Below are 25677 nucleotides of genomic sequence, written 5' to 3' on the forward strand. Positions count from 1 at the left end.
TCAAGTTTAAGAACTTGGAACGCCTAATAAAAAGCAGTCTCCGACTGCGACCTTGCTCAAACTGAATATACTAAAGTATTCAATATTTGGTATTGGCTGTGCTGGTGGTGCAGATGCAGACTGCATTTAATTCATTATTCAAAGTTGGTAAACTTGAAACAGCAGAGGGCTTATGGTTTAAAACTTATAATTATACCCTACTCGAATGACCTGAGTTTCGTAATAGTCAGCACTGGTATACTTGAAACCATCGCCATTGACGGTTTTCTTGATTTTCATGGTATTAAACAAATCCGTCGCATTCAAAACCACCTCGTGCTTCCCGTTGTTCATAGATTTTTTCAACCCTACATCACAAGAAAAACGCTGTTGGATTCGCCCTTGCGGGATAAGGTCTGGCGCCAAATAAGTGAACAAAACTTGTAAGTCTGTTTTGTTGGGTAAATGAATGATATTATTCCATTTGGTATTCCACGAAATCAACATTTGTTCATCCGAACTAGATATATGAGGAGTCGGGTAAAGATTCAAGATAGCAAAAGCATTGATCTGATTTCGGTAAACGTTGGCATTGATATTGAACGAGTACCAAGGTGCTATTTCCTTACTAAATACCATTTCTATTCCCGTATTATAACTTTTGTCAACATTTTGAAAAATTGCATAAATCAAAGTACTGTTAGGTACCGTGCTTGAAATACGAGTAATAGTTCCATCCACAATTTTGTGATATAAAGAAGTATAAAAATAGCCTCGTGAAAAATTTGTTTTATACCCCAATTCAAGACTATTGGTAAACTGTGGCTTCAGAGCAGGATTCCCCACTTTGATAATTTCAGCATCGTCATATTTCGGAAAAACACGAATATCTACCTCATTGGGACGGTCTACTCGACGATTGTACAAGAAAGTTAACTGATGATTATCACTGATTTTGTATCCCAGACGTACATTCGGAAAGGGCTGTGTGTACGAATACCCATCGCTTTTGTAGGTATTATGTGACGGACTCACCTGATAATTTACCGACACATATTCCATACGCAAGCCAATTTCGGCTTCGAGTTTTCGAGTTTCAAAAACCAAATTTCCATAAACCGCAGGAATAGATTCTTTATAGGTGGCTGGTCCACCCGCCGAAGAATCCAAAGGAGAATTTACCCCAGGAAAAAACTGCATATTGGTCGGAATATCACGTTTACGGTATTTTACGCCTGTTTCTACTCTACCAAATTTGAGCGGTTTGATATAATCTAAGTTAAAATCTGAAACCGTTTCATCAGAAAGTAATTTGAAAGAATCTTTGCCCGTAAAAGTCGGCATAGCATTGGTAAAAAAGTATTTTTCATCCTCACGGTGAAAGGTATAATTGTAACCAAAATTCAATAAATGCCCAGCATCCTGAAATTTATGCTGATAGGCAAGTGTTGCCATAGCGGTGGTTTTCAATTCATCTTCCAAGAAAGTCCAAAGGCGTAATCTTTTGCTAAAATCTCCATTAAAAAATGGCTCATCACCATTATCTAATATTTTTTCGGTACCAAATAAGCCTGAAACAGTCAAGGTATTTTGACTATCCAGAAACCAATCAAAACCTGCCTTTGAGTTAAAAAAGTTGGTATCTCGATTACGTTTCAACTGTTGTTTTATGATAGTTCCATCGTCATAGGTACGAGTGGTATATTCGTTTTTGTTGAGCGTGTGCGTGTACAAATTATCCACCTGAACGAAAGCATTGATTTTATTGGTACGATAATTTAATGCCAAGGATGGATTGATTTTTGGCGTCATCGTATATTGCGGACGCACATCAGGATAATTGTCTTGACGTTGCCAAAGAGCGCCCAAACCCGTGGCTAAACCCAATTTACCATTAAAACCTTGTTTAATATTTTTCTTCATGATGATATTAATAATCCCTGCACTACCGTTGGCGTCGTATTTGGAGCTAGGATTATTAATTACCTCAATTTTATCGATGTTCGAGGCGGGAATATTATCCAAACCATATTGGGCATTAAAACCTGTCAACGCTGTTTGTTTGCCATCTATTAAGATAGTTACCTTGTCATTGCCCCTTAATGATACCTTTCCGCTTTCGATTGTCACACCTGGCACGCTTTGCATAGCCTGCAAAATAGAGCCGCCACTTTGTGAGATATTATTGGCAATAGAAAATACCTTTTTATCCATTTTGGCACTCACTTCATCGGCTTTTCCTTGAACGGTTATTTCTCCTAGAGTTTGTACATTTTCGGTAAGTTCAATAACAGGTAAGTCCAAAAATGCGGAAAGTTTTCCTACAAAAATCTTTTGTTTGGCTAGGTTAAAACCAACCAATGAAACTGTCAAAATATACTCATTGGGTTTGACATTGGTCAAGGTAAAACGTCCCTCCTCGTTCGACACTGTTCCTGTCACAAAGGCGCTATCCTTGGTAGTTTTCAAGATAATATTGGCATAAGGCAATACAGTTGTATTAGTCTTATTTTTGATTTGTCCAGAAATACTCACAGACGTAACTTGTGCCTGTGAGACATTTCCAAGCCATAACATCAAGCTTAATAAAGCTAGTTTTTGAATGAGAGAAGTTAATGATTTCATATAAAATTGTTTGGGGCTTTTGGCTTTAAGCAGAATACCCTTATTCATTTAGCATTTTATTTGCATTAGGTATTTAGCTCATAACTGACATCCGAAAGCTCAAAGTTTAAATTTAAGTTGTCAGGCATTAGGCAAATAGTTTCAAAATGTTTCTTATTAACAACAGTTATGTTTATGCCCAAAGCCCGTAGCTGAAGGCTGAAAGCTCAAATCAGCACTAATAATTAACTAAAAACAAACTTTAAATTGGTGCTTATTCACATCAAAGACATACACCATTTTCCAGTTGTATCTATGGCAAATTTCTTTGGCAATAGCCAACCCTAAGCCACTACTTACTTGTTCGGAGGAGGATACCGAAAAACGTCGGAAAATATGTGCAGGATTTAGCGATATTATCCCTGTATTCTGAACATTTAATTGTTGACTATCTAAAAATATTACTATTTCACCCTCTTCTGAAGTATATCTAATGGCATTGGTCAACAAATTATACAAAAGAGTTTCTATCAAAAACTTATTGCCTTTAATATCTGGACGAGCTTCAAGTTGTACCTGAATCGTTAAGTTTTTGCTTTCGGCATAATCTTGTAAAAGCTCCAAAATGTCATTTATCATACTTCCAACGTCGAGTATTTCTACTTTTTCGAATTGGTGATTTTCAATTTTTGCCAAGAGCAAAAGGTTTTTGTTAATGCGAGAAACTCTGGCAAGTGGCTTTTCGATACCTTCAAGTACCTGTAATTGAGCTTCATTGAGTTCTGGTAATTGATAAAACAAATCAACTTTCGACCTCAAAATAGCCAAAGGTGTTTGCAACTCATGCGAGGCATTTTCGATAAACGTTTTTTGCTGTTTGTAAGCACTAATCGCCGCATAAAGCATCTTTTGAAGGGTATTATGAAGGTCTTCAAATTCCTGTATTTCGGTTTTCTCAAAATCGATGGTCTCAGTTGCAGACAGATCAAAGCTTTTGAGTTGCCCTAATGTTTTTTCAAAGGGACGCCAAGCTTTTTGGGCGATAGTTCTATTCAAGAAAATGAACCCTAAAGCTAGTAGTACAAAAAAGAATAACGATACCACCGAAATGATATATACGATTTCGTCTGCCTCCTCTACATTAGTTTCAATCCAAAGTCTGTAGGTATTACCCTTAAATCGAACATAGCTTGCTAATCCCCTGAAGCGATCTATTTCGGTATGCGTTTTGAGCTTATTTTCTCGCATGACCAAATAGGTGCTATCAGTAGAGGTAGCCGTTTTTTTTACAGGAAAAATTCGAGTTCCTGACTGCAACACATTCCAGATATGCGTTACACTATCAAATTGTGTTGGGTTGAGCGACAAATTTTGCAATTGAGAAACGATACGTTCTTTGATAATCAGATTGTGTTCGTCGAGTTCTTTTTGCCAAACTGTTTCGACCACCCAATAATAGGCAGGGATGCTCAAGCTCAGAATCACAAAAGCATAAATCGTAAATGCCTTTAGGGGCTTATCGAGGAGTTTGGTCATTTTTCCCATTTGTAACCTACACCATAGAGTGTTTTCAAGTAATTATTTCCGCCAACTTCAAGTATTTTTTTCTTCAAATTTTTGATATGTGCATACACAAAATCATGATTATCAAACATATCGGCAATGTCGCCCGAAAGGTATTCAGCAAGGGCACTTTTGGAGATAACCTTATTTTTATTACTGATAAAAAACATTAATAGATCAAATTCCTTGCGAGTCAAGTTGATTTCTTGGTCGTTGACTTTTACGTTTTTTGACAAAAGATTAATTTCTATTTCCCCAAACTGGACGGTATTCAGATTATTAAAATTCTTTCTTCGAATCACTGAGTAAATTCTGGCCAACAACTCGGATTGGTGGAAAGGTTTTGGGAGATAATCATCCGCTCCTAACTGCAATCCTTTCACTTTGTCCTCAACCGAGTTTTTGGCCGAAAGTATGATCACTCCCTCTGTTCGCTGTTGCTGATTCATGGTTGCCAACAAATCCAATCCACTGCCATCGGGAAGCATTAAATCTAATAAAACACAATCATAGGTATGACATGCCAGTTTTTGGCGGGCATCTTCCAAGGTAAACGCCAATTCACACAGATAATTTTCGTCTGCAAGATAGGCGCCCATAGCATAAGCCAATTCTTTTTCGTCTTCTATGATGAGAATTTTCATATTCAAAATTAGAATTAGATTCTGAATAAATTCTGAATTTTTGATTGGTAAAGTAAGAGAGTAAAAATAGATTTAACTTTTGTATTTTAGGCAAAAGCAAAGAGTGGTAAATTGTCTTTTAATAACAATAGATATGTTAGCTGTTTCAAGTTTAAGAATTTGGAACACCTAATAAAAAGCAGTCTCTGACTGCGACCTTACTCAAACTGTATATACTAAAATATTCATTCTTTGCTATTGGCTGTGCTGTTGGTGCAGTCGCAGACTCCATTTAATTTATTGTTCCAAGTTGTTAAACTTGAAACAGCGGGGGCATATTTACAACCCTTGAAGGAAGAAAAATTCCTATATCTCTAAAAAGAACAGAGAAAGATCCAAATCCAAATGTTAAAAATATATTCAGAGAAATCAAGGATAATGCGACAACAATAAGACAGAAGATTAGCACAAATTCATATCTTTCGATTAATTGTAAATTGAGAAATGAAGCTAATACAATAGTTCAATTAGATACTCCAGACTTTACTTTTCAAGAAATTATGGACTACTATAACAGTATGCCTGCTGACAGACGAGTTTTACTTTTCGGAGGGGATGATGTTTTTAGACAAATACGTATTATAGATAAAAATCTCAGCAATATCGCAATATTCACTAAGCAATGAAAAAAAAAGTAGTAAAAGAGATGTATGGGCGACCCAAAATAGCTCCTCTCATGTATGATAAAATTACATTTTCAGAACTGTCCAGTACATTTAAGGAATTTAATCAGCGTAAGTTAAATAATTACTTTGAGGACGATTGTTTTACAGGAATTAAAAATAATTATGGTAAAAATGAATTGAGAGAAAGCCTTTGGAATACTGACGGTGGTTTTAGATATGGATTAATAGAATTTTTCAATAGTGAGTTTATAAGTATCTATTTATACATTCCATATGAATATGATGAGTTCTATATGCCAGAAGATTTGATTGGACCATATAAAGAGTTGGTTTCAAAAGAAAAATTTGACGAAATATGTCAGAAGTTGGCAAAAATAGATGCTGTGTTTGAGCTAAAAATGTATCCTGTAGGAAAAAAAGAGTTCATCTTTTTTTTCACTATCACATACTGTATTGCGAAACTAACCGATGGGTTGATTATTATGGATAATGTATGGTTTGGGGATTTAAAAGATGATATAGTAATTAAACAAGTATATGATGTTGATATGTTAGAAGAATTGCTCATACACTGGGTTTTTTCTCCTCCTAGCAGTTCAAAGCATCCTACAAAAAACAATTTTTTTACAAACGTTAAACAGCAGATAGCTTTATATTTGAAAGAAAAAATGGGCTTTTAATTTTCCCTCGCTGTTTTAAGTTTAAGAACTTGGAACGCCCAATAAAAAGCAGTCTCCGACTGCGACCTTGCTCAAACTGAATATACTAAAGTATTCAATATTTGCTATTAGCTGTGTTGGTGGTGCAGTCGGAGACTGCACTTGATTTATTGTTCCAAGTTGTTAAACTTGAAAAAGCAGGGTCAATAGGTTTTAAAAACAAACTCCCCAAAGCCAAATAGACTTTGGGGAGTTGTTTTTTTGTTAGAGTATGCTTGGTAGAAGCATCATCCAATAACCGATACACCGTTAACAAATAACTTATTCTTAGAAGCTATAACGTAAACCTAACTGTGCTTGGTAACGTGACGATAATTGGTCAACTGAGAACGGTGCTGTAGTTGGTTTGATAAAGTTGTACACTGGGTCGGTAGCAGTACCTGAGTTTTTACGAACTAAACCAATACTAGCTGTTGAGTTGAAGGTATTTGATACGAAGTAGATTCTTCCCCACTCGCTATTCAACAAGTTAGTAAAGTTGATAACGTCTAATGAAATCTGTAAGGTATGAGATTTCTTTCCTGCTGTAGTAATATTAATGTCGTGCATCAAACGTACATCAGCCGTTGTATTCCAAGGAGTTCTACCAGTGTTACGCTCTGTGAAGTTGCCTTTGCGAGTACTCAAGTAAGAATCACCGTTTACAAAATCCATAAACTGTTGTGCTTGCTGAGCTGCAGTAATGGTATTACCGCTAGCATCTTTGTAATCAACCATGTATTTTGTGGCTTCTGTTGCATCTTTGAACACATACGCCAAACCAGCAGCCTGCGGAGTGTTAGCAATAGTTGAGTTTACAAAACCCCATGTGAATGGATTACCTGACTGAGCATTGATTACTGCTGAGAACTGCGTTGCGTGATTTTTGTTCCACTGTTTTCTATAACCCAATGAAGCAATAATACGGTGACGAATATCAAAGTTTGAGTGTGCTAATGCTGGGTCATTTGGAGTCAATGATTGGTTCAATTGCCAGTTAGATTCCATTGAGTTACGAATACCGTTGGTCAAATCCCACGATTGTCCGTAAGTATAAGCTACCGAAGCGTTCAAACCAAATGAATATGTTTTAGCAATTTGTGCTGTTAAGCTATAACGGTATCCTTGTGAAGTATTCGACAACATATAAGCATTCGAGAAGGAAGAATTCACTTTTTGCCCTGTCGAACCACCTGACAAATATACTGGCATTTGGTGTTGCGTGTCATACGAGAAGTATGTTACTGAGTCTTTCAAGTTTACTTGTTGGAACTTCAAGTCGTTGATTGTTTTGGTATAAATCCCTTCCAAGGTAATTTTATAACCTTTTACGTTATAATCTACTGCCAAGCTACTTCTCCATACTTGTGGCATTTTGAAGTTATTACTTACTACGTCTACTTGTGTTTGGTTACCTTGTCCGTTGTTGAAAGCAAAAGTTTTAGCACCATCTTTCAATACATCACCTTTTACACCAGATTTGGTTGCCAAGTTGTTTACGTCAAATGAACCATAACCAACGCCGTCGTTGTAGAAGGCATATCCTAACCAAGCAAATGGAATTTTACCTGTAAAAATACCACTACCACCACGTAAGATAACCGACTTATCGCCATTTACATCATAGTTAAATCCAATACGTGGAGAAACTAATACCTGTCCAAAAATCTTGTTATTGATTTGTGACAAAGGTGTTGAAGTATAAGTAGTTCCTGCATTTTTGTCAATAGCTGTGTTTTTAGTAGCCGAACTAATCGATGGAGAATCAGTAGTTGCTAAGTCAAAACGTAAGCCTGGTGATAATCTCAAACGGTCATTTACTTGAATATCATCTTGACCATATACACTGTACATTCCTACGTTGAATTTCGCATAAGGATTGTCGAAGTTATAATCACGGTCATTGTTTGTAAAGCTATATGAACCTCTAACACGGTTTACTTTTCCTGCAAAAAACTCATCCAAACTTCTGTAAGCCACACGGCCATTCCATGAGTTTACAAAACCATAATTGATTGAATACAACTCGTTGTGAGTACCTACTAAGAAAGTGTGTTTTCCTCTAAACCAAGTGAAGTTATCCGTAATTTCAAAAGTCTTTTGACGCATATTGAATACTGTAGCCTCACGGTCATTACCGAAAAATACTGTACCACCGTTTACTGCAATCTCCACTTGTGGCATCGAAACGTTACCACTTAATGGTTGTCTGTAATCATGAATATCAGAATAACCTAAAATCAAACTGTTTGAAGCATTACCAAAACGGCTTTTCAATTCTGCTACGGTCGAGTTTTGGTTATTAACTTGTTTGAAGTCCATGCTCGCAAATCTGAAGTTAGCAGCATCTCTTTCCAAGTTAGTAGCTTCAGAAGTAATGTAGTTGTTACGAAGTGACAATTGGTGTTTGTCAGAAATATTCCAGTCCAAACGGTTGAAGAATTTATTACTTCTTGAAGAAATGTTATAATCTCCTGCCGTACCTACATCAAAACCATAGTTAGTTTTTACAAAATCAGAGATTTTTTGAGCTGTAGCTGCATCAATCAATGAAAGCGTATTGCCATTGGCATCTTTATATCCTGCACCATAGAAAAGGGGCTCTTGACGACGAGTGATTTCTTCGTTTGTAAAGAAGAACAATTTATTTTTAATCAAAGGCAAACCTACTCTAAAACCTGTTTGGTAGTCATAATAGCTACTTGGGATTTTAGCGCCATCACCAGCGTTGTTTGGACCAGTGATTGTTGCATTACGACCAAAACCATATACCGAACCTGTTACATCGTTTGTACCACTACGCGTTACAGCGTTGATAGAACCACCTGTGAAGTTACCGATTTTTACATCATAAGGAGCAATATATACTTGAATATCCTGAATCGCATCTAATGAAATTGGATTGGTACGAGTACTACTTCCTGGCATACCAGAAGTACCACCTTGTCCACCTAAAGATGGGCTAAAACCAATCGCATCGTTGTTAATTGTACCATCAATTGTTACGTTGTTGTAACGGAAGTTTGTACCTGCAAATGAGTTGTTGGCACTCTGTGGCGTCATACGAGTCATGTCGGTAAGACTGCGGCTCAAGGTTGGTAATGATTTGATTTGAGCTTCGCCCAAATTTGTGCCAGCACCTAATTTAGCCCCCCCTTTTTCGCCTTTTACGACAACTTCTGCTAATGCTGTACTTTCTTCTTGAAGCACGAAATCAACATTAGAATTTGAACCTAAATTGAGTGTAATACCCTCTACGACTTGTGAACGGTAACCTACAAACGTTACAACGATTTTGTAAGGACCACCCGGGTTCATATTAGCAATAGTAAAGTGACCATCACCACTTGTAGCTACACCGTATTTGGCACCAGTTGGCAAATACGTAGCAATAACCGACGCCCCTGGTACTTCCTGACCAGTTTTGTCTTTTACTTTTCCAGAAATAGAAGATGTTGTTACTTGAGCTTGAATTGCAGTCATGCTTAATAAAAATAAAGCGATAACTGTCAACAACTGTGAAAGTTGTTTAGCGTAAACGTTCGTTTTCATGATTTTACGAAAGAGTGAATAAAGAAATACCATGTTGCATTCAATATGAATGCAAGAAAATGTGATTAGAATAATGTAGGAAAATCTTAAATGAGGAGTTGTAAAAACAAAATGTAGCGTCCAAACTTAAATAGACTTCTTAGCTGTGTAACCAATGTTTTTGACAATGATTGAAACGAAAAAGAAATAGCTTCTATTTCGCGAGCAATTGACGCTTTAACCTCCTGAATATCATCAGTATCGTCTGACTCTATATTTTCAAGAGAAGCATTAGTTTGGCTATCTACTACACTCAGTAGTTTTACAGCATGTTGATTGGAATGATGAGAAACAGATTTCGTCGTAGCATGAACAAGCTTGTGCTCATGACTAATCACTGATTCTCTTGTGCTAATAGAAAAGAGTGTAATTAGGGTTATGACGATATGTTTCCAGAATTTCATGGTACAAACTTACATCGCCAATATTAACTAATATGTATTCCAATGTTAAATTAATGTTAAGGGTGAGTTTAGGCTTTGAGTTATCGGTTATCGGCTTTCAGTTATTGGGTATCTAATAAAACATATTTTCAAATCTTCAAATTACCAAATTTTCAAATTGTAAAAGGTTTTCCAACACGAACCAATATGACCAAAGAAGAAATAATCGTAAGAATACCAATCAACAAGATAGACATTTCTATGCCGAAATAATCTGCCAAAATACCTGTCAACAAAGCCCCTGCAGCATAGCCCAAATCACGCCAAAAACGGAAAGTACCCAAACTTTCGGCTCGTTGTGAAGGATGTGTATAGTCAGCAATAGCATTGATGAAAGTTGGATATACTAGCGCTGTACCAAGACCTAAAAGGGTGCCAATAAGCCCAAAAGTTTCAAATGAATTGGCTTTAATCAAGGCCACTATAGCAATTCCTTGAAAGAGCATCCCTCCAAAAAGTAACATCTTTTTGGAATATACATCAGAGAGTTTTCCTGTAAAAAGCTGACTCAAGCCCCATACCATCGGGTATATCGCTGTAAGAATACCGATGTTAGTTTGCGAAAATCCTTTATTGAGTAATAAAATGGGTAATAGCCCCCAAACCATCCCGTCATTAAGATTATTGACCAAACCTGCCTGCGTAATACCGCTCAAGGATTTATGCGTAAAAGAAGTATTCAGAAAAATATTTTTGAGTAAAGGAATAGTACTTTGGGTGCTTTCTTGCCCCACGTGTAGACGAGTATCTTTGACAAAAAGTATTGAAAGTAACAAACCCATGATCGAAAAACCTATACCCAGATAAAAAGGATACGGTCGCACGCCATAAGTATTGGCAATGTATCCTGTCAAAAATGCTACAATCCCGACCGACACGTACCCTGCGAATTCGTTGATTCCTACCGCCAAACCTCTTTTTTGACTACCCACCAAATCAATTTTCATAATCACAGCCATACTCCAAGCCAAGCCTTGATTAATACCCAATAAGATATTTGCCAAAATAACCCAATTCCAGTTATCGGCATAAATCAAGATAAAAGGTACAGGCAAAGCAAATACCCAACCAATCACCAAGAGATTTTTTCGCCCAATAAGATTAGCCAGTTTTCCTGTAAAATAATTACAGACTGCCTTCGTGATACCAAAGGCAATGATAAATGAAAACACAGCCGTTTTAGAAGAAATCCCAAAATCTTTCTCAGCCAATTGTGGCAAGACCGAGCGCTCCAACCCTATCATCCCTCCCACAAAGGCATTAATAATAACAAGAATGGAAAATTGCTTCCAGTTTTCTTTTAAGCCCAGCTGTATTGTATTCATAACTTGTGACTGAAAATCTCTAGTTCAAGACTTAGTCTTGGACTCATTTTTTAAACAGTTTATAAACTGAAACAAACACTAGTCCGAGACTAAGTCTCGAACTAGGCAAGGACAAAATAACACTCGAAACTCAGCACTCTAACTAAGTGTACCATTTTTTTCTAAACCAAAATGCTAAATTTACCAATCCAATTAAGGCTGGTACTTCTACCAATGGTCCAATAACACCGGCAAAAGCTTCGCCACTATTGATGCCAAATACGCCAATTGCTACGGCAATCGCCAATTCAAAATTGTTTCCAGTTGCGGTAAAGGCGATAGAAGTACTCTTGGCATAATCTGCTCCAAAGTTTTTACCAACAATAAAACTCACTACAAACATTACTGCAAAATATATCACCAAAGGAATAGCAATACGTACCACATCCATCGGAATTTGTACAATGAGTTGCCCCTTGAGACTAAACATAATCACAATCGTGAAAAGTAACGCCACCAAAGTAATCGGCGAAATCATGGGAACATACGTTTCCTGAAACCAAGTTTCGCCTTTGGTTTTAATTAAAATCCATCTACTAAAAAGTCCTAAACCAAAAGGAATTCCAAGATAAATTCCTACACTCTCAGCAATCTGACTCATTTTTACCTCAATATTCAATCCTTGGATACCAAAATAGGTTGGCAAAACGCCAATAAAAATGTAGGCATAAACGCTATACAAAAGCACTTGAAAAATACTATTCAGTGCAATGAGTCCAGCGGCATATTCACGACTTCCATCGGCTAAATCATTCCAAACAACGACCATGGCAATACATCTGGCTAGTCCAATCAAAATCAAGCCAACCATATAATGTGGGTAGTCTTTCAAAAAAGTAATCGCCAATAAAAACATGAAAACAGGTCCGATAATCCAATTCAGTATCAACGAAGCCGACAATACTTTGAGGTTGGAAAAGACTTCTCCCATTTTTTCATATTTTACTTTTGCTAAAGGCGGATACATCATCAAAATCAAGCCAATGGCCAATGGAATATTGGTGGTTCCACTCGAAAATGAGTTAATCCAATTGGAGGATTCAGGATAAAAATGCCCGATTCCAACGCCAATCGCCATCGCCAAGAATATCCAAAGAGTCAGATATCTATCTAAAAAACCTAGTTGCTTGCGTTCTACAACTGGGGCACAATTATTTGCAGACATTTTGTATCGTTTTTGCTCTAGGCTATATGCATTATGCCTTCAGCCAAAATATAAATTGTTTCTTATCAATCTTGTTAACCTGAATGCCAAAGACTTAGTCCTGATAATGCGAAGAAGTCTCATTAAACATTTTTAACAACATCCGCCTCCAGGCGTGCAGCATGCTGATTGGCTCGCTTGCAAATCGCTCAAACGTACTTTAGGCTTTTCGGCAGGGATACCACAAGCATCTTGCGCCAAACAAGCTGTTTTCTTAGATAACAATTGGAAGTTTGTGCCATCAAATCCTAAGCCATATTTCCCAATCGTATCTGACTGATATTCAACCTCTACCTCCAAATCTCCAATACCTAATCTATTTTCGGATAATGCGATGATATTCAACAATTTTTGTGGTTTCAAACGATGTTCGAAGTCATTTGCATCCCATAATTGGAAGTTAATAATCTTCTCGATGCGCTCCACCCCACCGCAATCAATAAAATGTCTGGTGATTAGTCCGACTTCTGTGACATGAAAATGTTCTGGTACAAAAGTGCCATTCGATAATTGAAAATTCACTGCTTCAGCAGTAGCTAAATGTTGTTTTACTTCTGAAAGTTTCATGGTTTTATGCGTTTTTGATGAGAATAATTGGCTAATTTTTTATTCACAACAACCTTTACGGCTATTGAGCGTGGAAAGAATATTTCCGAAATAACTTTGTAGCTTTTCTATGCCTTTTTCATCAATACAGTAACAAATAGTATTACCGTCAATGGCTCCTTTGATAAGCCCTGCATTTTTGAGTTCTTTCAAATGCTGAGAAATGGTAGGTTGTGCCAAAGGCAATTCATTCACAATATCTCCTGTGATACAAGCATTTACCTTTAAGAGATAGTCCAATATGGCTACCCGAGCAGGATGACCAATTGCCTTAAACATCGTGGCTATGTCATTTTGCTCCTCCGAAAAAAAATCTGTTTTTGTAATACCCATGTTGGTTGAATGATTGAATAATTTTTATTTTACCAAAGAAAAAACATATAATGTCTCCAAAGCAATTTGCTTGCTACGGGCTTCATATATGGCAGATTCTTCTGGAGTGCCATCAAAGGCCTTGGGATCTTCGTAGGGTGTTGCCACTCTTGCACTCGCGCCAAATACCACTGGACAATTTTTGTCGGCACTATTGCAGGTCATTACAGCACAAAATCCAGCCTTTGGATTAGCATCGCTATCATACTTTTTAGAAAAGGCGGTAACAGCTGCTACATCATCAGCAAAATAGACTTGATAAACAGGGTTGGTTCCCTCTGTTGTTTTCTCTATTCTAAACCCTAAGCGTTCGGATGCTGCCACTGCTCTTTCGTTAAAAGCTGTTTCTTCAGTTCCACCCGAATAAGTTTCCACATGTGGAATACCATAATAAGCAGCCGCCACACCTGCCCAAATTTGTCCATAATGACTCCTGCGAGAATTGTGTGTACATATATATACCAATCTCACAGGCTGTTCCTCGGCAACTTGTGCGCTTATATAAGCTGAAATTTGTGATAAAAGAGCCTTTCTTTCGTCTGAAATTGTATCAAACAGAGCTATTGATTCTTTAATTAAGTTTTGAATAGGACTAAAAATCATGATTAGAAGTGTTGGTTATAGTATAAGTTAGGAATGACGTAATATAAAACCGATGTAGTGGTAACTCTTGTAGTTAACCTTCAAAATGGCAACCACAAGGGTTGCAGGTACACGTTAAAAAACAATGAATAAGAACTCTTTTGAACAAGATAAAATCCTTCGTACAGCCCTAATTCATCATTCACAATTCACCACTCAAAACTCTCTGGTGCTTCTTCTCTCGAGGATATGGGTATTGCGCCAAATGCCGTTTCTTTGAGCGATTTTCTTACGATACCCTACAATTCTGAATCCTGACTTTTGATGCAAATGAATGCTAGTAGTATTTTCTGAAAAAATACTTGACTGGAGCGTCCATATACCTACCCTTTCGCTTTCCTCAATCACTCGGCCCATCAGGATACTTCCAAAACCTTTGCCTTTGGACTCAGTTGCCACATATATGCTCAATTCGGCCACTCCTGCATAGACAGCTCTCGTAGAAACGGGGCTTAGAGCAGCCCAAGCAACCACTTTATGATCTTGTTCTACGACAAAACGGCAGATTTTTAAATGCCCGCTATCCCATTTCTCCCACGAAGGCACTTGCGTTTCGAATGTAGCCATATCGGTATCCATTCCCTCCTGATAGATTTGAGCAACACTCTCCCAATCATTTTCTTGCATTGCTCGGATGACGAGATTTTTGGAAATATTAGTCATGCGAATTGACAAATTTTAATGACACAACAAAGATATATCGTAATATTGCGATATACAAATTTAACGATATGTTTTTTCAAAAAAAAATCTTGCCCGCTTTATTCAAACGAGCAAGACTTAACAACTAAGTTAGTACGCAAAATAAAGTTTAAGATTGTGCCTTGAGCTTTCAGGTATCGGCTTTCGGCGGTGGGCTTTGAAAAAGCATTTCTGTGGTTATTTAAAAATATTTTAACACTCTTTGCCTTGTGCCTGTTGCCTAGTGCCTAAACTGATAAATTAAATCTTATTCAGCATTCATACTTAACCTTATTTCAATGCTTGTAAGCCATCCCCAGATTTGTAAAGGGCATACTCTCCTTTTTTCATAAAGCCTGGCACATCCGAAAGATTTTCTAACACTGCTTTAGATGATACTGGAATAGAAAATGGAAGTTTACCTGAAGGTTTAAATTTCCCTAAAATTATATCTAAAACAGCCTCAAGGGTTGTGCCGAAAGTAGCTAACAAGGCATTACTTGGCGCCAATTCTTCCATCACCCAAGGACTTGTAAAATTGATACAAAGCGTACTTGATTTACCCGACTTTAATAATTTGTTGACATATTCTACATCAACCAAGTTTTTAGAAAGACGTAGATCAATCGGTGCTCCTGTTGAGCCAAATAAGCCCCCTGCTGTGCCTGGCATCAACCAAACAATGACTTGATCAGCTTCTTCAGGCGTTTTTACAAACTCAACGGCATAGTCGGCCGAAGATTTTGGTTGATACACATAGTGAGGATTGTTTTTTCCACTCTCGAAATAAGTTTCAAAATACACCTTAGTTTTAGCTTTGATTGGCAGAGTTTGCTTTTCATTTTTCAATACCACAATCGATTTTCTTAAAGCAATATCTGCTACTTTTTGAAAATTGGCATTTCCAACAATTCTTTGAGCTGCCTCTGCGTCTACATACGGATTTTCAAATAGCCCTAATTCGAAACGTTCTCTCAGAATTCTTGTTACAGATTCGTCTATTCGTTTTTCACTAACAAGTCCTTTTTTAACCGTTTCTATCAATAAACTTGGGTCGGCAGAACCAGAATATAAATCAACGCCAGCGTCTAAACTTTTTTGATAACGTTCCAAAATCGAAAGTCCTTCTACGCCCCAAGGCATCATTTCGACAGGTCCTGTATCTGAGTTGACAATACCTTGAAAACCTAGTTTTTTTCTGAGTAAATCTGTAATAATTGCTTTGCTGTAAGCAAAACCAACTTCTTCAAATTCAGTTTTAATAGGTTTGGCATAATAGGGCATCATCGAAGAAGTACCCGCTTTAATAGCCGCAATAAATGGTTTGAGATGGTATTCAAACATTCCTCCGGGATAATGTTGGTCTTTCCCAAAATCAAAATGCGGATCTTGACCTTCCACTTGTGGACCACCTCCAGGGAAATGCTTGGTTGTGAGTGCCACAGAATTGGGATTCAGTTTCTTACCTTGAAAACCTTGCACCACTTCAAACATCATACTGGCAGCCCAGTCGGCATCTTCGCCAAAAGTGCCTTCTATTCGCTGCCAACGAGGTTCTGTCGCCAAATCCGCCATGTATTGATAGCCCTTGCGAAGTCCGACAGCTTTCCATTCTTGAGCGGCAATTTCAGCAAACTGACGCGTTAATTTCAAATCATGCATAGCAGCCAAACCAAGTTCTCCCGGCCATTTAGAGAACACGGTTGTACCTACACTCAAGCCCACGGAATTGTCTCTAGTAATATGATTACGAGGATTGGATGCCACAATCGCTGGGATACCCAAACGAGTATCTTCGGTAAGTGCTTGCAGATTGTTAGACCATTCGGCAATGGTTTTGGCGTCGGTATTGGCACGTAAAATAAAATTTCGCAGGTGTTTTTCTTTTACACCTTTAGTCGTTCCTGATGCTGAAAGCAATGGATATGGCAAAGGTTTTCGGCTAAACATATTGATATTTTGAACCAAATCTTCCTCATTAAAACCATTAGTGATAGGTCCTTTCGGCTTGCCTTGTTCGAACGCAAAATCGCCAGCCATGCGGGTAGTACTAATGAGCATCATACCAGCCTTTTCGTCCAAAGTCATTTGGCTTACGAGATCTTGTATGCGCGTGTTGACAGGTAGGCGCCAATCTTCGTATGGATCTAGCTTACCATTTTTGTTAAGGTCTTTAAATTTCAACTTCCCAACGGTCAGGATTGATACAGTACGATGACCAAGCTCAGGCTGTTTGAGGGTTTGCGCCAAAGAAGCGAAAGAAATTACTACCGAACCAAGGGTCAATAGTGCTTTTATGGAGTAAGGTATAATATTTTTCATAGTAAATTTTATTCAAAATTTTCTTTAAATATTTACACAAATCTATCAAAGTAATACAAGTAATTATTTACCTATTCGTTTAACTTTTAATACTTTTTTGACAAATTCAACTTGAAATATGTAGAATCAATACCATGAAACCACAATTACTTAAGATTAATAAACCATCGGGCTTGTCGTTCAACATATTTGAACAATCCTGCCAATTTTTTCCAACGCCTTGGCATTTTCATCCAGAAATTGAGATTGTCTGGATGAAATCGAGCACTGGCAAAAAATATATTGGTACAAGTATTGAGGAATTTGGACCCGACGATCTAGTAATTATTGGCTCGTACGTACCACATTTCTACAAAAATGACCCTGATTTTATAGAAGGAAAGTCTTCAGAAATGGCGCAATCAACGGTCATTCATTTCACAGAGGATTTTTTAGGAAATGATTTTTTCTTAAAACCCGAAAATCATAAAGTATTCGATTTGTTTGAAAACGCAAAGAGAGGGATTCAATTTCGTAAAGAGTTTTGTCAGCAAATAAAACCGATACTTGCATCGCTTAGCCAACTGGAAGGTATGGACAAATTGTTAAGTTTTTTATCAATACTCAATCAGATGAGCAAAGAAACTACGATTAAGTATTTGAACTCTTATACCATTACCATCAACAACTCAGAGGAATCGGCAAGAATCAAGCAGGTATTTGCTTATATGATGCAAAATTTTCAACATGAAATTCATCTCGAACAAGTTGCCAGTTTGGTCAATATGAGCGAATCGGCATTTAGTCGATATTTCAAGCATCGAACTCGGGAGACGTTTAGCCATATCTTGACCGAAATTCGGATTGAACATGCCTGCAAAATGCTTCAGGAAAAAGATATTTCTATCGCAGATATCTGCTTTGAATCAGGTTTTCAGAATGTTTCAAACTTTAATAGACAGTTTAAAAAGATGAAAAAAATGACGCCGCTAAACTATCGACAATTATTTCATTAAGCAGCTTTTGATCAACCCTTTAGGTATATTTCAAAGTCAAATTTTACAGTTTCGCAATTTTTGAGAAAAAATCTCATTTTTTTCAACTTCCTATTAAACCTTTACTAATAGAATGCATCTCAACAAACAAAAGCTTCTTAAATTGGCTCAAATATTGAACAAAAACGAGATTTATGTTCTTTTTGAGAGCAAGTTTAGATTGGACAAATCCAAGATTTAAAAAATTTTGGAAGAAAAACTAAGCAAAATTAAAGAGCGACCACAGCATACAGATTGAATTAATAGTGCCACATACAAAAGTCAACTCACTATATTTCAAACACTTAAAAGCTTCGCTTTTTTACTCCTTTGTCTATTCGTCCATTTAGCTCAATTTGAAGTTTTTGTAGATACTGAAAAAGTACAAAAAAATTCAATCTAAGTTTTTATTTTTAGAAGAAATAAGGATATAATATAACTAATACAAGATTCTTGTTTCCTTTATATAAATTTTGGGTTAAAACATTTGCAAGTGTTATTTCAACACACTACTTTTCGCATCAAATGAACAAGACATTTGTAAAATATCTCTTATCACTAGTTTTCCTCGTGTTGAGCTTCACAAACCAGTTGATGGCTCGCTCTCACAAGGAAGGGGATATTGTTGCGTCTTTTTCAAACACCAATTCGACTTTCCACAACACACTTCTCGAGTCGCATCAAACTGCTGTTTTCTCTGTTCCTGTTACTGAGAGAGGAGAAAAAGTATTTTTTGATGCCAACGAAAAAGAAGTGGAAGAAGATGAAGCGACTCTTGCTTCATCAGATCATATTCAGGCTGGAAATGCTATTGCATCTCTTTTCTTTAGTTGGTACCAAAACTTAATCCAACTTCGCAGCCCTCAGTTTTCTTCTTACAGTAAAAATCTTTTACAACTTTCTCCCAACAAACTATTTATCGTTTTCGGTGTATTCCGACTATGAGAAAATACCTATTGGGATTCAAGGTCCCGTCCCCATTCCAAATATTGTTACAGCCCTCTAGGTAGTGATTTTTAGGTAGCAAATGCTAGTGTCATGTTGATTGAATACACTTTTCAGTTTACTCACTAGTCGTTTAAATCAAAAATATTATCAATATAATATTGTGATTTATCATTTTTCTGTTTCCCAAAATCCCTTCAGAGCTGTTTGGCAGTAGTCTATCTCACAATTTCACAATACAAAATCATGAAAAAAATTCTCATCCTAATGGGTGTGGCTGTTATGCTATGCCATACTAGCTGCGATTCTAAAAAAGAAGAAGAAAAGAAAGAAGAGATTAAACTTCTTGTAACCAGCCCGCTAAAAAAAGACACAACCGCCATTCACGAGTTTGTGAGCCAGATTCGCGCGATTCAACACATTGAGTTGCGTGCCTTAGAAAAAGGTTATTTAAAAAAGATATATGTTGATGAAGGTCAGTTTGTGAAGAAAGGACAATTAATGTTCCAAATCCTTCCTTTGCAATACCAAGCGGAGTTCCAAAAGGCACAAGCTGAAGCAAATTTTGCTGAAATCGAATACCAAAACACCAAATCGTTGGCAGAAAGCAATATTGTTTCTAAAAACGAATTGGCCTTGGCAAAAGCAAAGTGGGATAAAGCAAAAGCCGAAATGGACTTGGCAAAAGTACACTTAGGCTTTACTGAAATCAGAGCGCCATTTGACGGTATCATGGACCACTTCGCTGTACGTGAAGGTAGTTTGTTGGACGAAGGTGATTTGTTGACAACCCTTTCAGACAATAGCAAAATGTGGGTTTATTTCAATGTACCTGAATCTCAATATCTTGACTTGAAAACAAAAGCCAAAGGAACAACTTTACCAATCGTAAAATTGAAAATGGCTAACCAAGATATTTTCCCTCACACAGGTGTGATTCAAACGATCGAAGCGGACTTCAATAACGAAACAGGTAATATCGCCTTCCGTGCTACGTTTGCTAACCCTGAGAAATTGTTGAGACATGGTGAAACTGGTAGCATCTTGATGGAATCGCCATTGAAAAATGCTGTCATCATTCCACAGAAAGCTACTTTCGAAGTACTTGAGAAAAAATATGTATTTGTCGTAGATAAAGACAATACTGTAAAGTCACGCGAGGTTACCATCGCTGCTGAATTGCCAGATATTTATATCATCAAATCAGGCTTGAAAGGCGATGAAAAAATACTTCTTGAAGGTATTAAGAAAGTGAGAGACAACGATAAGATTAAGTTCGATTATGAGGATCCACAAAAAGTGATTTCGCACTTAAGAGTGTATGCTGAATAATCTAAGAAACTGCAAGAGTTAATTATTGTGCTTGAGTGAATTATCAATGAGTGAGTTTTGGAATTCGCACTCATTGAGCTATGGATGAGGTGGTTATGACTCATAGCCACCAATCACTCAACACCTACTCTTTCAGTCCAGACTTCAATCACTTGTGTATTCAAAAACTTCAAGAAGAACATGTTTAGTAAATTCATACAAAGACCGGTATTAGCGATAGTAATATCGATCGTCATCGTTTTCATGGGGATTTTGTCTTTGAAGACACTCCCTACTTCACAATTCCCAGAAATTGCGCCTCCAGTAGTAATGGTAAGTGCATCTTATCCGGGTGCTAGTGCCAAAGTACTTACCGAGTCGGTGCTTATTCCCCTTGAGCAGGCTATCAACGGTGTTTGGGGTATGCGCTACATGACTTCCGATGCCACTTCGGCGGGTGAAGCCAACATTCAAATTGTTTTTAACTTAGGAACTGACCCTGACCAAGCCCTCGTACAGGTAAATACGAGGATTGCTCAAGTACTAAACCGTTTGCCAACGTTGGTACAACGCGAAGGGGTCGTGGTAAACCGCGTTATGAACAGCATGTTGATGTACGTGAACCTTTATTCGAAAGATAAAAACGCAGATATGAAGTTCTTGTTCAACTTTGCAGGGGTGAACATGATTCCAGAGTTACAGCGTTTGAATGGTATCGGACAAGCACGTATATTGGGTAGCCGTCAGTACGCTATGCGTATTTGGTTAAACCCAGACCGCATGCGTGCTTATAACGTTTCGGCAGACGAAATCATGGAAGCTCTGGGCGACCAAAGTGTGATTGGTTCTCCTGGTCGTATTGGTCGTGCCGATGGTAAACGTGCCGAAGCGCTCGAATATGTATTGACCTATCAGGGTCGTTTTAACAAACCTGAACAATATCAAGATGTAATTATTCGCTCGAATCCTAATGGGGAAATCCTTAGGTTGAAAGACGTTGCCAAGGTAGAACTAGGTAGTGAATATTATGATATTTACTCCAACCTAAATGGTTATCCTTCGGCGGCGATTGTCTTGAAACAAACATATGGTTCCAATGCCAGTGATGTAATTAAGAGTGTTAAAGATAAATTAGATGAACTGAAAAAGTCTTCATTTCCTCCAGGGATGGACTACCAAATCAGTTATGACGTATCTAACTTCTTGAATGCTTCTACCGAAAACGTAATTCATACGCTTCGCGATGCCTTTATTTTGGTGGCTTTGGTAGTATTTATTTTCTTGGGAGACTGGCGTTCAACATTGATTCCAACGCTTGCGGTACCTATTTCATTGATTGGTGCATTCATCTTTATTAAGTTGTTTGGTTTGACCATCAACATGATTACCTTGTTTGCCTTGGTATTGGCTATCGGTATCGTAGTAGATGACGCCATTGTCGTCGTCGAGGCCGTCCATGCCAAGATGGAAGAGGAACACCTGTCCCCTTATAAGGCCGTAAGAAAAGTATTAGGTGAGATTAGTGGTGCCGTTATTGCGATTACCTTGTTGATGACAGCGGTATTTGTACCAGTAGCATTTATGAGTGGTCCTGTTGGTATTTTCTACCGTCAGTTCTCTATTACGATGGCAAGTTCAATTATTCTCTCGGGGGTAATTGCCCTTACGGTAACACCAGTACTTTGTGCCATGATTTTGAAAAATAATCATGGAAAACCTAAGAAGAAAAATATCCTAGACAAAGCCTTGGATGTTTTCAATGCTGGTTTCGAAAAACTGACAAACTTCTATGTAAATATTTTGAAGGTAATTGCTCACCGCAAATTAGTGACAGTTGTCCTATGGATTATCTTTGTGGCTGGTATCGCAGGAATTGCCTCAAACCTTCCTTCTGGTTTTATTCCAAGTGAAGACCAAGGTATGATTTATGCCATTATTCAGACACCTCCAGGCTCAACCTTGGAACGCACCAACGATATTTCACGTAGACTACAAGAAATTGCTGAAAAAGTAGAAGGTATTCAATCGGTATCAGCTTTGGCTGGTTATGAAGTACTTACCGAAGGTCGTGGTTCAAATGCAGGTACTTGTTTGATTAACTTAAAACCATGGGATGAACGTCATCATTCAGTTTCTGAAATCATTTATGAGTTAGAAGAAAAAGCACATGAAATCCCTGGAGCGACCATCGAATTCTTCGATCCACCAGCAGTGCCTGGTTATGGTGCAGCAGGTGGTTTTGCCCTACAATTGTTGGATAAAACTAACTCGGGTGACTACAACCAATTGGAAAGCGTGAAAAATGATTTCATGAAAGCCCTAGAAAAACGTCCTGAACTTACAGGTTTGTTTACTTTCTTTAGTGCAAACTATCCTCAGTACGAACTTGAAATCGACAACCAATTGGCCATGCAAAAAGGCGTATCCATTGGTAATGCCATGAACACTTTGTCTATCTTGATTGGTAGTACTTACGAACTAGGTTTTATCAAATTCCAACGTTTCTTTAAAGTATTCGTTCAGGCTTCGCCAGAGTTTAGACAATTGCCAGAAGATGTCATGAAATTGTATGTGAAAAATAACCGTGACGAAATGGTTCCTTTCTCATCTTTCATGAAAATCAAGAAAATGCAAGGACCAAACGAAATTAACCGCTACAACATGTACACTACTGCCGCTATTCGTGGTGGTGCTGCAAAAGGTTACAGTTCGGGTCAGGCGATTGCTGCGGTACAACAAGTTGCCAAAGAAACATTGCCACACGGATTTGATATTGACTGGGCTGCCCTTTCTTACGATGAAGTTAGACGTGGTAATGAAGCTATCTATATCTTCCTTATCGTATTGGCCTTCGTTTATGTAGTATTAGCTGCTCAATATGAAAGCTTTATTATTCCATTGTCGGTAGTATTATCGTTACCAGCAGGGGTATTTGGTTCATTCTTAATGATTAAATCAATGGGATTAGCCAACGATATTTATGCACAAGTTGGTTTGGTTATGTTGGTTGGTTTGTTAGGTAAAAACGCCGTATTGATTGTAGAGTTTGCCATGCAAAAACACCATCAAGGCGCAACAGTACTTGACGCTGCTATCGAAGGAGCTAGAGTTCGTTTCCGTCCAATTTTGATGACATCATTTGCCTTCATCGCAGGTTTGATTCCATTGGTATTGGCACATGGTGCAGGGGCAATTGGTAACAAAACGATCGGTGCTTCGGCCTTGGGCGGTATGTTATTCGGTACCATCTTCGGGGTAATCATTGTACCAGGCTTGTATTATATCTTTGGTTCAATGGCTGAAGGTCGCAAGCTCATCAAAGATGAAGAAAACGACTCATTGACAGAAAACCTAGTTCACCAATTAGATTCATTCCCTCAACCAGACGACAGTAACGACGATGAATAATATAAGAAAAATCAATTATTTAGCAACGGGCTGTGTACTGATAATGGTAGCGGCCTGCGTACCAAAGTCTTTGGTACCTGTGACTAAAACAGAAAACCGTAATACGCCTGCTACCTATAATGGCAGTACAAGCGACTCGACCAACGTGGCTAAAATCAAGTGGAAAGAGTTTTTCACTGATCCAAAATTGGAAGCCTTGATTGATACAGCTTTGTTAAACAATCAGGAGTTGAATCTTACTTTACAAGAAATTGAAATTTCGCGCAACGAAATCAATGCTCGTAAAGGGGAATACCTTCCTTTTGTAAAACTTGGCGGTGGCTTGGGTGTAGACAAAGTTTCGAGATATACTAGTCAAGGTGCGGCAGACGATATGTCTGAAATTCGCCCTGGCGTAAGAACTCCAGAGGTTTTGCCTGATATGATGGTGGGCGCAAGAGCGAGTTGGGAAGTGGATATTTGGCACAAATTGCGTAACGCACAAAAAGTAGCTGCACAAAACTATTTCGCAAGCATTGAGGGCAAAAACTTTCTGGTAACCAATTTGGTAGGAGAAATTGCTAATTCATATTACGAGTTGTTGGCATTAGACAACCAATTGGCTATTATCAAGCAAAACATCGAGATTTTGAGCAATGCCTTGAATATCATCAGACAAGAAAAACAAGCAGCTAAAGTTACTGAACTAGCTGTGCGCAGATTCGAGGCTGAGGTATTCAAAACGCAAAGTTTACAGTATGAAATTCAGCAGAAAATTGTTGAAGCCGAAAACAAAATCAACTTCTTGGTGGGACGTTACCCACAACATGTAGATAGAAGTTCGGATAATTTCAACACTTTGGCACCAACAAAAGTGTATGCTGGTTTGCCTTCGCAATTGATTATCAACCGTCCAGATGTAAGAGCCGCAGAGTTGAAACTTTCGGCTGCGAAACTAGACGTAAATATCGCGAGAGCCAACTTCTACCCTTCTTTGGGTTTGAGTGCTGGTTTGGGCTTTAGATCTTACAATCCTTTGTATTTGGTCAATCTACCTCAAGCATTGATTACCTCATTGGCTGGCGATATTGCTGGTCCATTGGTAAACAAATATGCCTTGATTGCTGGCTATAATACTGCAAGTGCCAAGCAAATCAAAGCAATCATCGAGTTTGAAAGAACGGTGTTGAATGCTTGTATTGAGGTAACCAACCAATTATCAAACATTGATAACTTGGATAAGAACTTCAACATGAAGTCTAATCAAGTAGATGCACTTACACAATCTACGGAAATCTCTATCAAACTCTTCAAGTCGGCTAGAGCAGATTATATGGAAGTGTTGTTGACCCAACGTGATGTATTAGAATCACGTATGGAATTGATTGAAACAAAAATGCGCCAAATGAATGCTTTTGTAAATGCTTACAGAGCACTCGGCGGCGGATGGAATTAATTTGTATTGTGTAATCGTTAGTGCAAATAACCCCATTTTACCGAGTAAGATGGGGATTATTTTTAATTGAAGTCATCTTGACTTTTTGATTTTCTTCAATGCGATGATAATAAATGCTATAAAGTTAAAACCTATCCAACTTGAAAGCGTTGTATCGAATCGATTTAACAAGGACCTGTAACTATCT

General features: G+C 37.8%; 18 protein-coding genes. 6 read left to right on the forward strand and 12 right to left on the reverse strand.

Annotation, left to right across the window (positions count from 1 at the left end):
* Positions 1-177 precede the first annotated feature (177 nt).
* The 3 genes from QM524_RS12455 to QM524_RS12465 form a co-directional block, all read right to left on the reverse strand.
* Positions 178-2604, reverse strand: a complete 2427-nt coding sequence (locus QM524_RS12455; protein ID WP_283344850.1) for an outer membrane beta-barrel family protein — start codon at positions 2602-2604, stop codon at positions 178-180.
* A gap of 228 nt (positions 2605-2832) precedes the next feature.
* The gene (locus tag QM524_RS12460; protein ID WP_283344851.1) at positions 2833-4119 is read right to left on the reverse strand and encodes a sensor histidine kinase; all 1287 of its coding nucleotides are present in this window, start codon (positions 4117-4119) and stop codon (positions 2833-2835) included.
* Positions 4116-4790 (reverse strand): response regulator transcription factor, encoded by a 675-nt coding sequence (locus tag QM524_RS12465; RefSeq protein WP_283344852.1) that lies wholly within the window; start codon positions 4788-4790, stop codon positions 4116-4118. Before QM524_RS12465 ends, QM524_RS12460 begins: the two co-directional genes overlap by 4 nt.
* A 661-nt stretch (positions 4791-5451) precedes the next feature.
* Between QM524_RS12465 and QM524_RS12470 the strand changes: the two genes are divergently transcribed.
* Entirely contained in the window at positions 5452-6135 is a 684-nt protein-coding gene (locus tag QM524_RS12470; RefSeq protein WP_283344853.1) for a hypothetical protein, read from the forward strand.
* Positions 6136-6441: 306 nt separating this feature from the next.
* Here the strand turns inward: QM524_RS12470 and QM524_RS12475 are convergent, their stop codons facing one another.
* The 9 genes from QM524_RS12475 to QM524_RS12515 all read right to left on the reverse strand — a co-directional run bounded on the left by QM524_RS12475 (position 6442) and on the right by QM524_RS12515 (position 17378).
* Positions 6442-9705, reverse strand: coding sequence for a TonB-dependent receptor (locus QM524_RS12475; RefSeq protein WP_283344854.1), 3264 nt, complete (start codon positions 9703-9705; stop codon positions 6442-6444).
* A gap of 86 nt (positions 9706-9791) precedes the next feature.
* Positions 9792-10148: a hypothetical protein gene (locus QM524_RS12480; RefSeq protein WP_283344855.1), complete on the reverse strand. Its 357-nt coding sequence runs from the start codon at positions 10146-10148 to the stop codon at positions 9792-9794.
* 152 nt (positions 10149-10300) lie between these two features.
* Complete coding sequence (locus QM524_RS12485; RefSeq protein WP_283344856.1) at positions 10301-11512, reverse strand: MFS transporter; 1212 nt, start codon at positions 11510-11512, stop codon at positions 10301-10303.
* 142 nt (positions 11513-11654) lie between these two features.
* Positions 11655-12716, reverse strand: coding sequence for an ACR3 family arsenite efflux transporter (arsB, locus tag QM524_RS12490; RefSeq protein ID WP_283344857.1), 1062 nt, complete (start codon positions 12714-12716; stop codon positions 11655-11657).
* Between the two features lie 132 nt (positions 12717-12848).
* A complete protein-coding gene (locus QM524_RS12495) occupies positions 12849-13322 on the reverse strand; it encodes a DUF6428 family protein (RefSeq protein WP_283344858.1) in 474 nt (157 codons plus the stop codon).
* Between the two features lie 39 nt (positions 13323-13361).
* Entirely contained in the window at positions 13362-13694 is a 333-nt protein-coding gene (locus QM524_RS12500) for an ArsR/SmtB family transcription factor (RefSeq protein WP_283344859.1), read from the reverse strand.
* Between the two features lie 24 nt (positions 13695-13718).
* Positions 13719-14336: a low molecular weight phosphatase family protein gene (locus QM524_RS12505; RefSeq protein WP_283344860.1), complete on the reverse strand. Its 618-nt coding sequence runs from the start codon at positions 14334-14336 to the stop codon at positions 13719-13721.
* Positions 14337-14531: 195 nt separating this feature from the next.
* Positions 14532-15038 carry a GNAT family N-acetyltransferase gene (locus tag QM524_RS12510; protein WP_283344861.1) on the reverse strand — a complete coding sequence of 169 codons (507 nt, stop codon included), beginning with the start codon at positions 15036-15038 and terminating at the stop codon, positions 14532-14534.
* Between the two features lie 309 nt (positions 15039-15347).
* A complete protein-coding gene (locus QM524_RS12515; protein WP_283344862.1) occupies positions 15348-17378 on the reverse strand; it encodes a glycoside hydrolase family 3 protein in 2031 nt (676 codons plus the stop codon).
* 134 nt (positions 17379-17512) lie between these two features.
* On the opposite strand from QM524_RS12515, the gene QM524_RS12520 reads away from it, so the two are divergent.
* The 5 genes from QM524_RS12520 to QM524_RS12540 all read left to right on the forward strand — a co-directional run bounded on the left by QM524_RS12520 (position 17513) and on the right by QM524_RS12540 (position 25490).
* Positions 17513-18373, forward strand: a complete 861-nt coding sequence (locus tag QM524_RS12520; RefSeq protein ID WP_283344863.1) for an AraC family transcriptional regulator — start codon at positions 17513-17515, stop codon at positions 18371-18373.
* A 543-nt stretch (positions 18374-18916) separates the two neighbouring features.
* Positions 18917-19336 carry a hypothetical protein gene (locus tag QM524_RS12525; RefSeq protein WP_283344864.1) on the forward strand — a complete coding sequence of 140 codons (420 nt, stop codon included), beginning with the start codon at positions 18917-18919 and terminating at the stop codon, positions 19334-19336.
* Between the two features lie 246 nt (positions 19337-19582).
* Positions 19583-20668, forward strand: coding sequence for an efflux RND transporter periplasmic adaptor subunit (locus QM524_RS12530; RefSeq protein ID WP_166578409.1), 1086 nt, complete (start codon positions 19583-19585; stop codon positions 20666-20668).
* A 180-nt stretch (positions 20669-20848) separates the two neighbouring features.
* A complete protein-coding gene (locus QM524_RS12535) occupies positions 20849-24055 on the forward strand; it encodes an efflux RND transporter permease subunit (protein WP_283344865.1) in 3207 nt (1068 codons plus the stop codon).
* Positions 24048-25490 carry a TolC family protein gene (locus tag QM524_RS12540; RefSeq protein ID WP_283344866.1) on the forward strand — a complete coding sequence of 481 codons (1443 nt, stop codon included), beginning with the start codon at positions 24048-24050 and terminating at the stop codon, positions 25488-25490. The genes QM524_RS12535 and QM524_RS12540 overlap by 8 nt, the downstream gene beginning before the upstream one ends.
* Positions 25491-25677: the final 187 nt, after the last annotated feature.

Source organism: Flectobacillus roseus (assembly GCF_030056595.1).
Classification (GTDB): Bacteria; Bacteroidota; Bacteroidia; order Cytophagales; family Spirosomataceae; genus Flectobacillus; species Flectobacillus roseus.

Excerpts from the sequence above, each read along its gene's own strand:
- QM524_RS12455 (WP_283344850.1), bottom strand. The coding sequence starts at position 2,604 with ATGAAATCATTAACTTCTCTCATTCAAAAACTAGCTTTATTAAGCTTG.
- QM524_RS12460 (WP_283344851.1), bottom strand. The coding sequence starts at position 4,119 with ATGACCAAACTCCTCGATAAGCCCCTAAAGGCATTTACGATTTATGCT.
- QM524_RS12465 (WP_283344852.1), bottom strand. The coding sequence starts at position 4,790 with ATGAAAATTCTCATCATAGAAGACGAAAAAGAATTGGCTTATGCTATG.
- QM524_RS12470 (WP_283344853.1), top strand. The coding sequence starts at position 5,452 with ATGAAAAAAAAAGTAGTAAAAGAGATGTATGGGCGACCCAAAATAGCT.
- QM524_RS12475 (WP_283344854.1), bottom strand. The coding sequence starts at position 9,705 with ATGAAAACGAACGTTTACGCTAAACAACTTTCACAGTTGTTGACAGTT.
- QM524_RS12480 (WP_283344855.1), bottom strand. The coding sequence starts at position 10,148 with ATGAAATTCTGGAAACATATCGTCATAACCCTAATTACACTCTTTTCT.
- QM524_RS12485 (WP_283344856.1), bottom strand. The coding sequence starts at position 11,512 with ATGAATACAATACAGCTGGGCTTAAAAGAAAACTGGAAGCAATTTTCC.
- arsB (WP_283344857.1), bottom strand. The coding sequence starts at position 12,716 with ATGTCTGCAAATAATTGTGCCCCAGTTGTAGAACGCAAGCAACTAGGT.
- QM524_RS12495 (WP_283344858.1), bottom strand. The coding sequence starts at position 13,322 with ATGAAACTTTCAGAAGTAAAACAACATTTAGCTACTGCTGAAGCAGTG.
- QM524_RS12500 (WP_283344859.1), bottom strand. The coding sequence starts at position 13,694 with ATGGGTATTACAAAAACAGATTTTTTTTCGGAGGAGCAAAATGACATA.
- QM524_RS12505 (WP_283344860.1), bottom strand. The coding sequence starts at position 14,336 with ATGATTTTTAGTCCTATTCAAAACTTAATTAAAGAATCAATAGCTCTG.
- QM524_RS12510 (WP_283344861.1), bottom strand. The coding sequence starts at position 15,038 with ATGACTAATATTTCCAAAAATCTCGTCATCCGAGCAATGCAAGAAAAT.
- QM524_RS12515 (WP_283344862.1), bottom strand. The coding sequence starts at position 17,378 with ATGAAAAATATTATACCTTACTCCATAAAAGCACTATTGACCCTTGGT.
- QM524_RS12520 (WP_283344863.1), top strand. The coding sequence starts at position 17,513 with ATGAAACCACAATTACTTAAGATTAATAAACCATCGGGCTTGTCGTTC.
- QM524_RS12525 (WP_283344864.1), top strand. The coding sequence starts at position 18,917 with ATGAACAAGACATTTGTAAAATATCTCTTATCACTAGTTTTCCTCGTG.
- QM524_RS12530 (WP_166578409.1), top strand. The coding sequence starts at position 19,583 with ATGAAAAAAATTCTCATCCTAATGGGTGTGGCTGTTATGCTATGCCAT.
- QM524_RS12535 (WP_283344865.1), top strand. The coding sequence starts at position 20,849 with ATGTTTAGTAAATTCATACAAAGACCGGTATTAGCGATAGTAATATCG.
- QM524_RS12540 (WP_283344866.1), top strand. The coding sequence starts at position 24,048 with ATGAATAATATAAGAAAAATCAATTATTTAGCAACGGGCTGTGTACTG.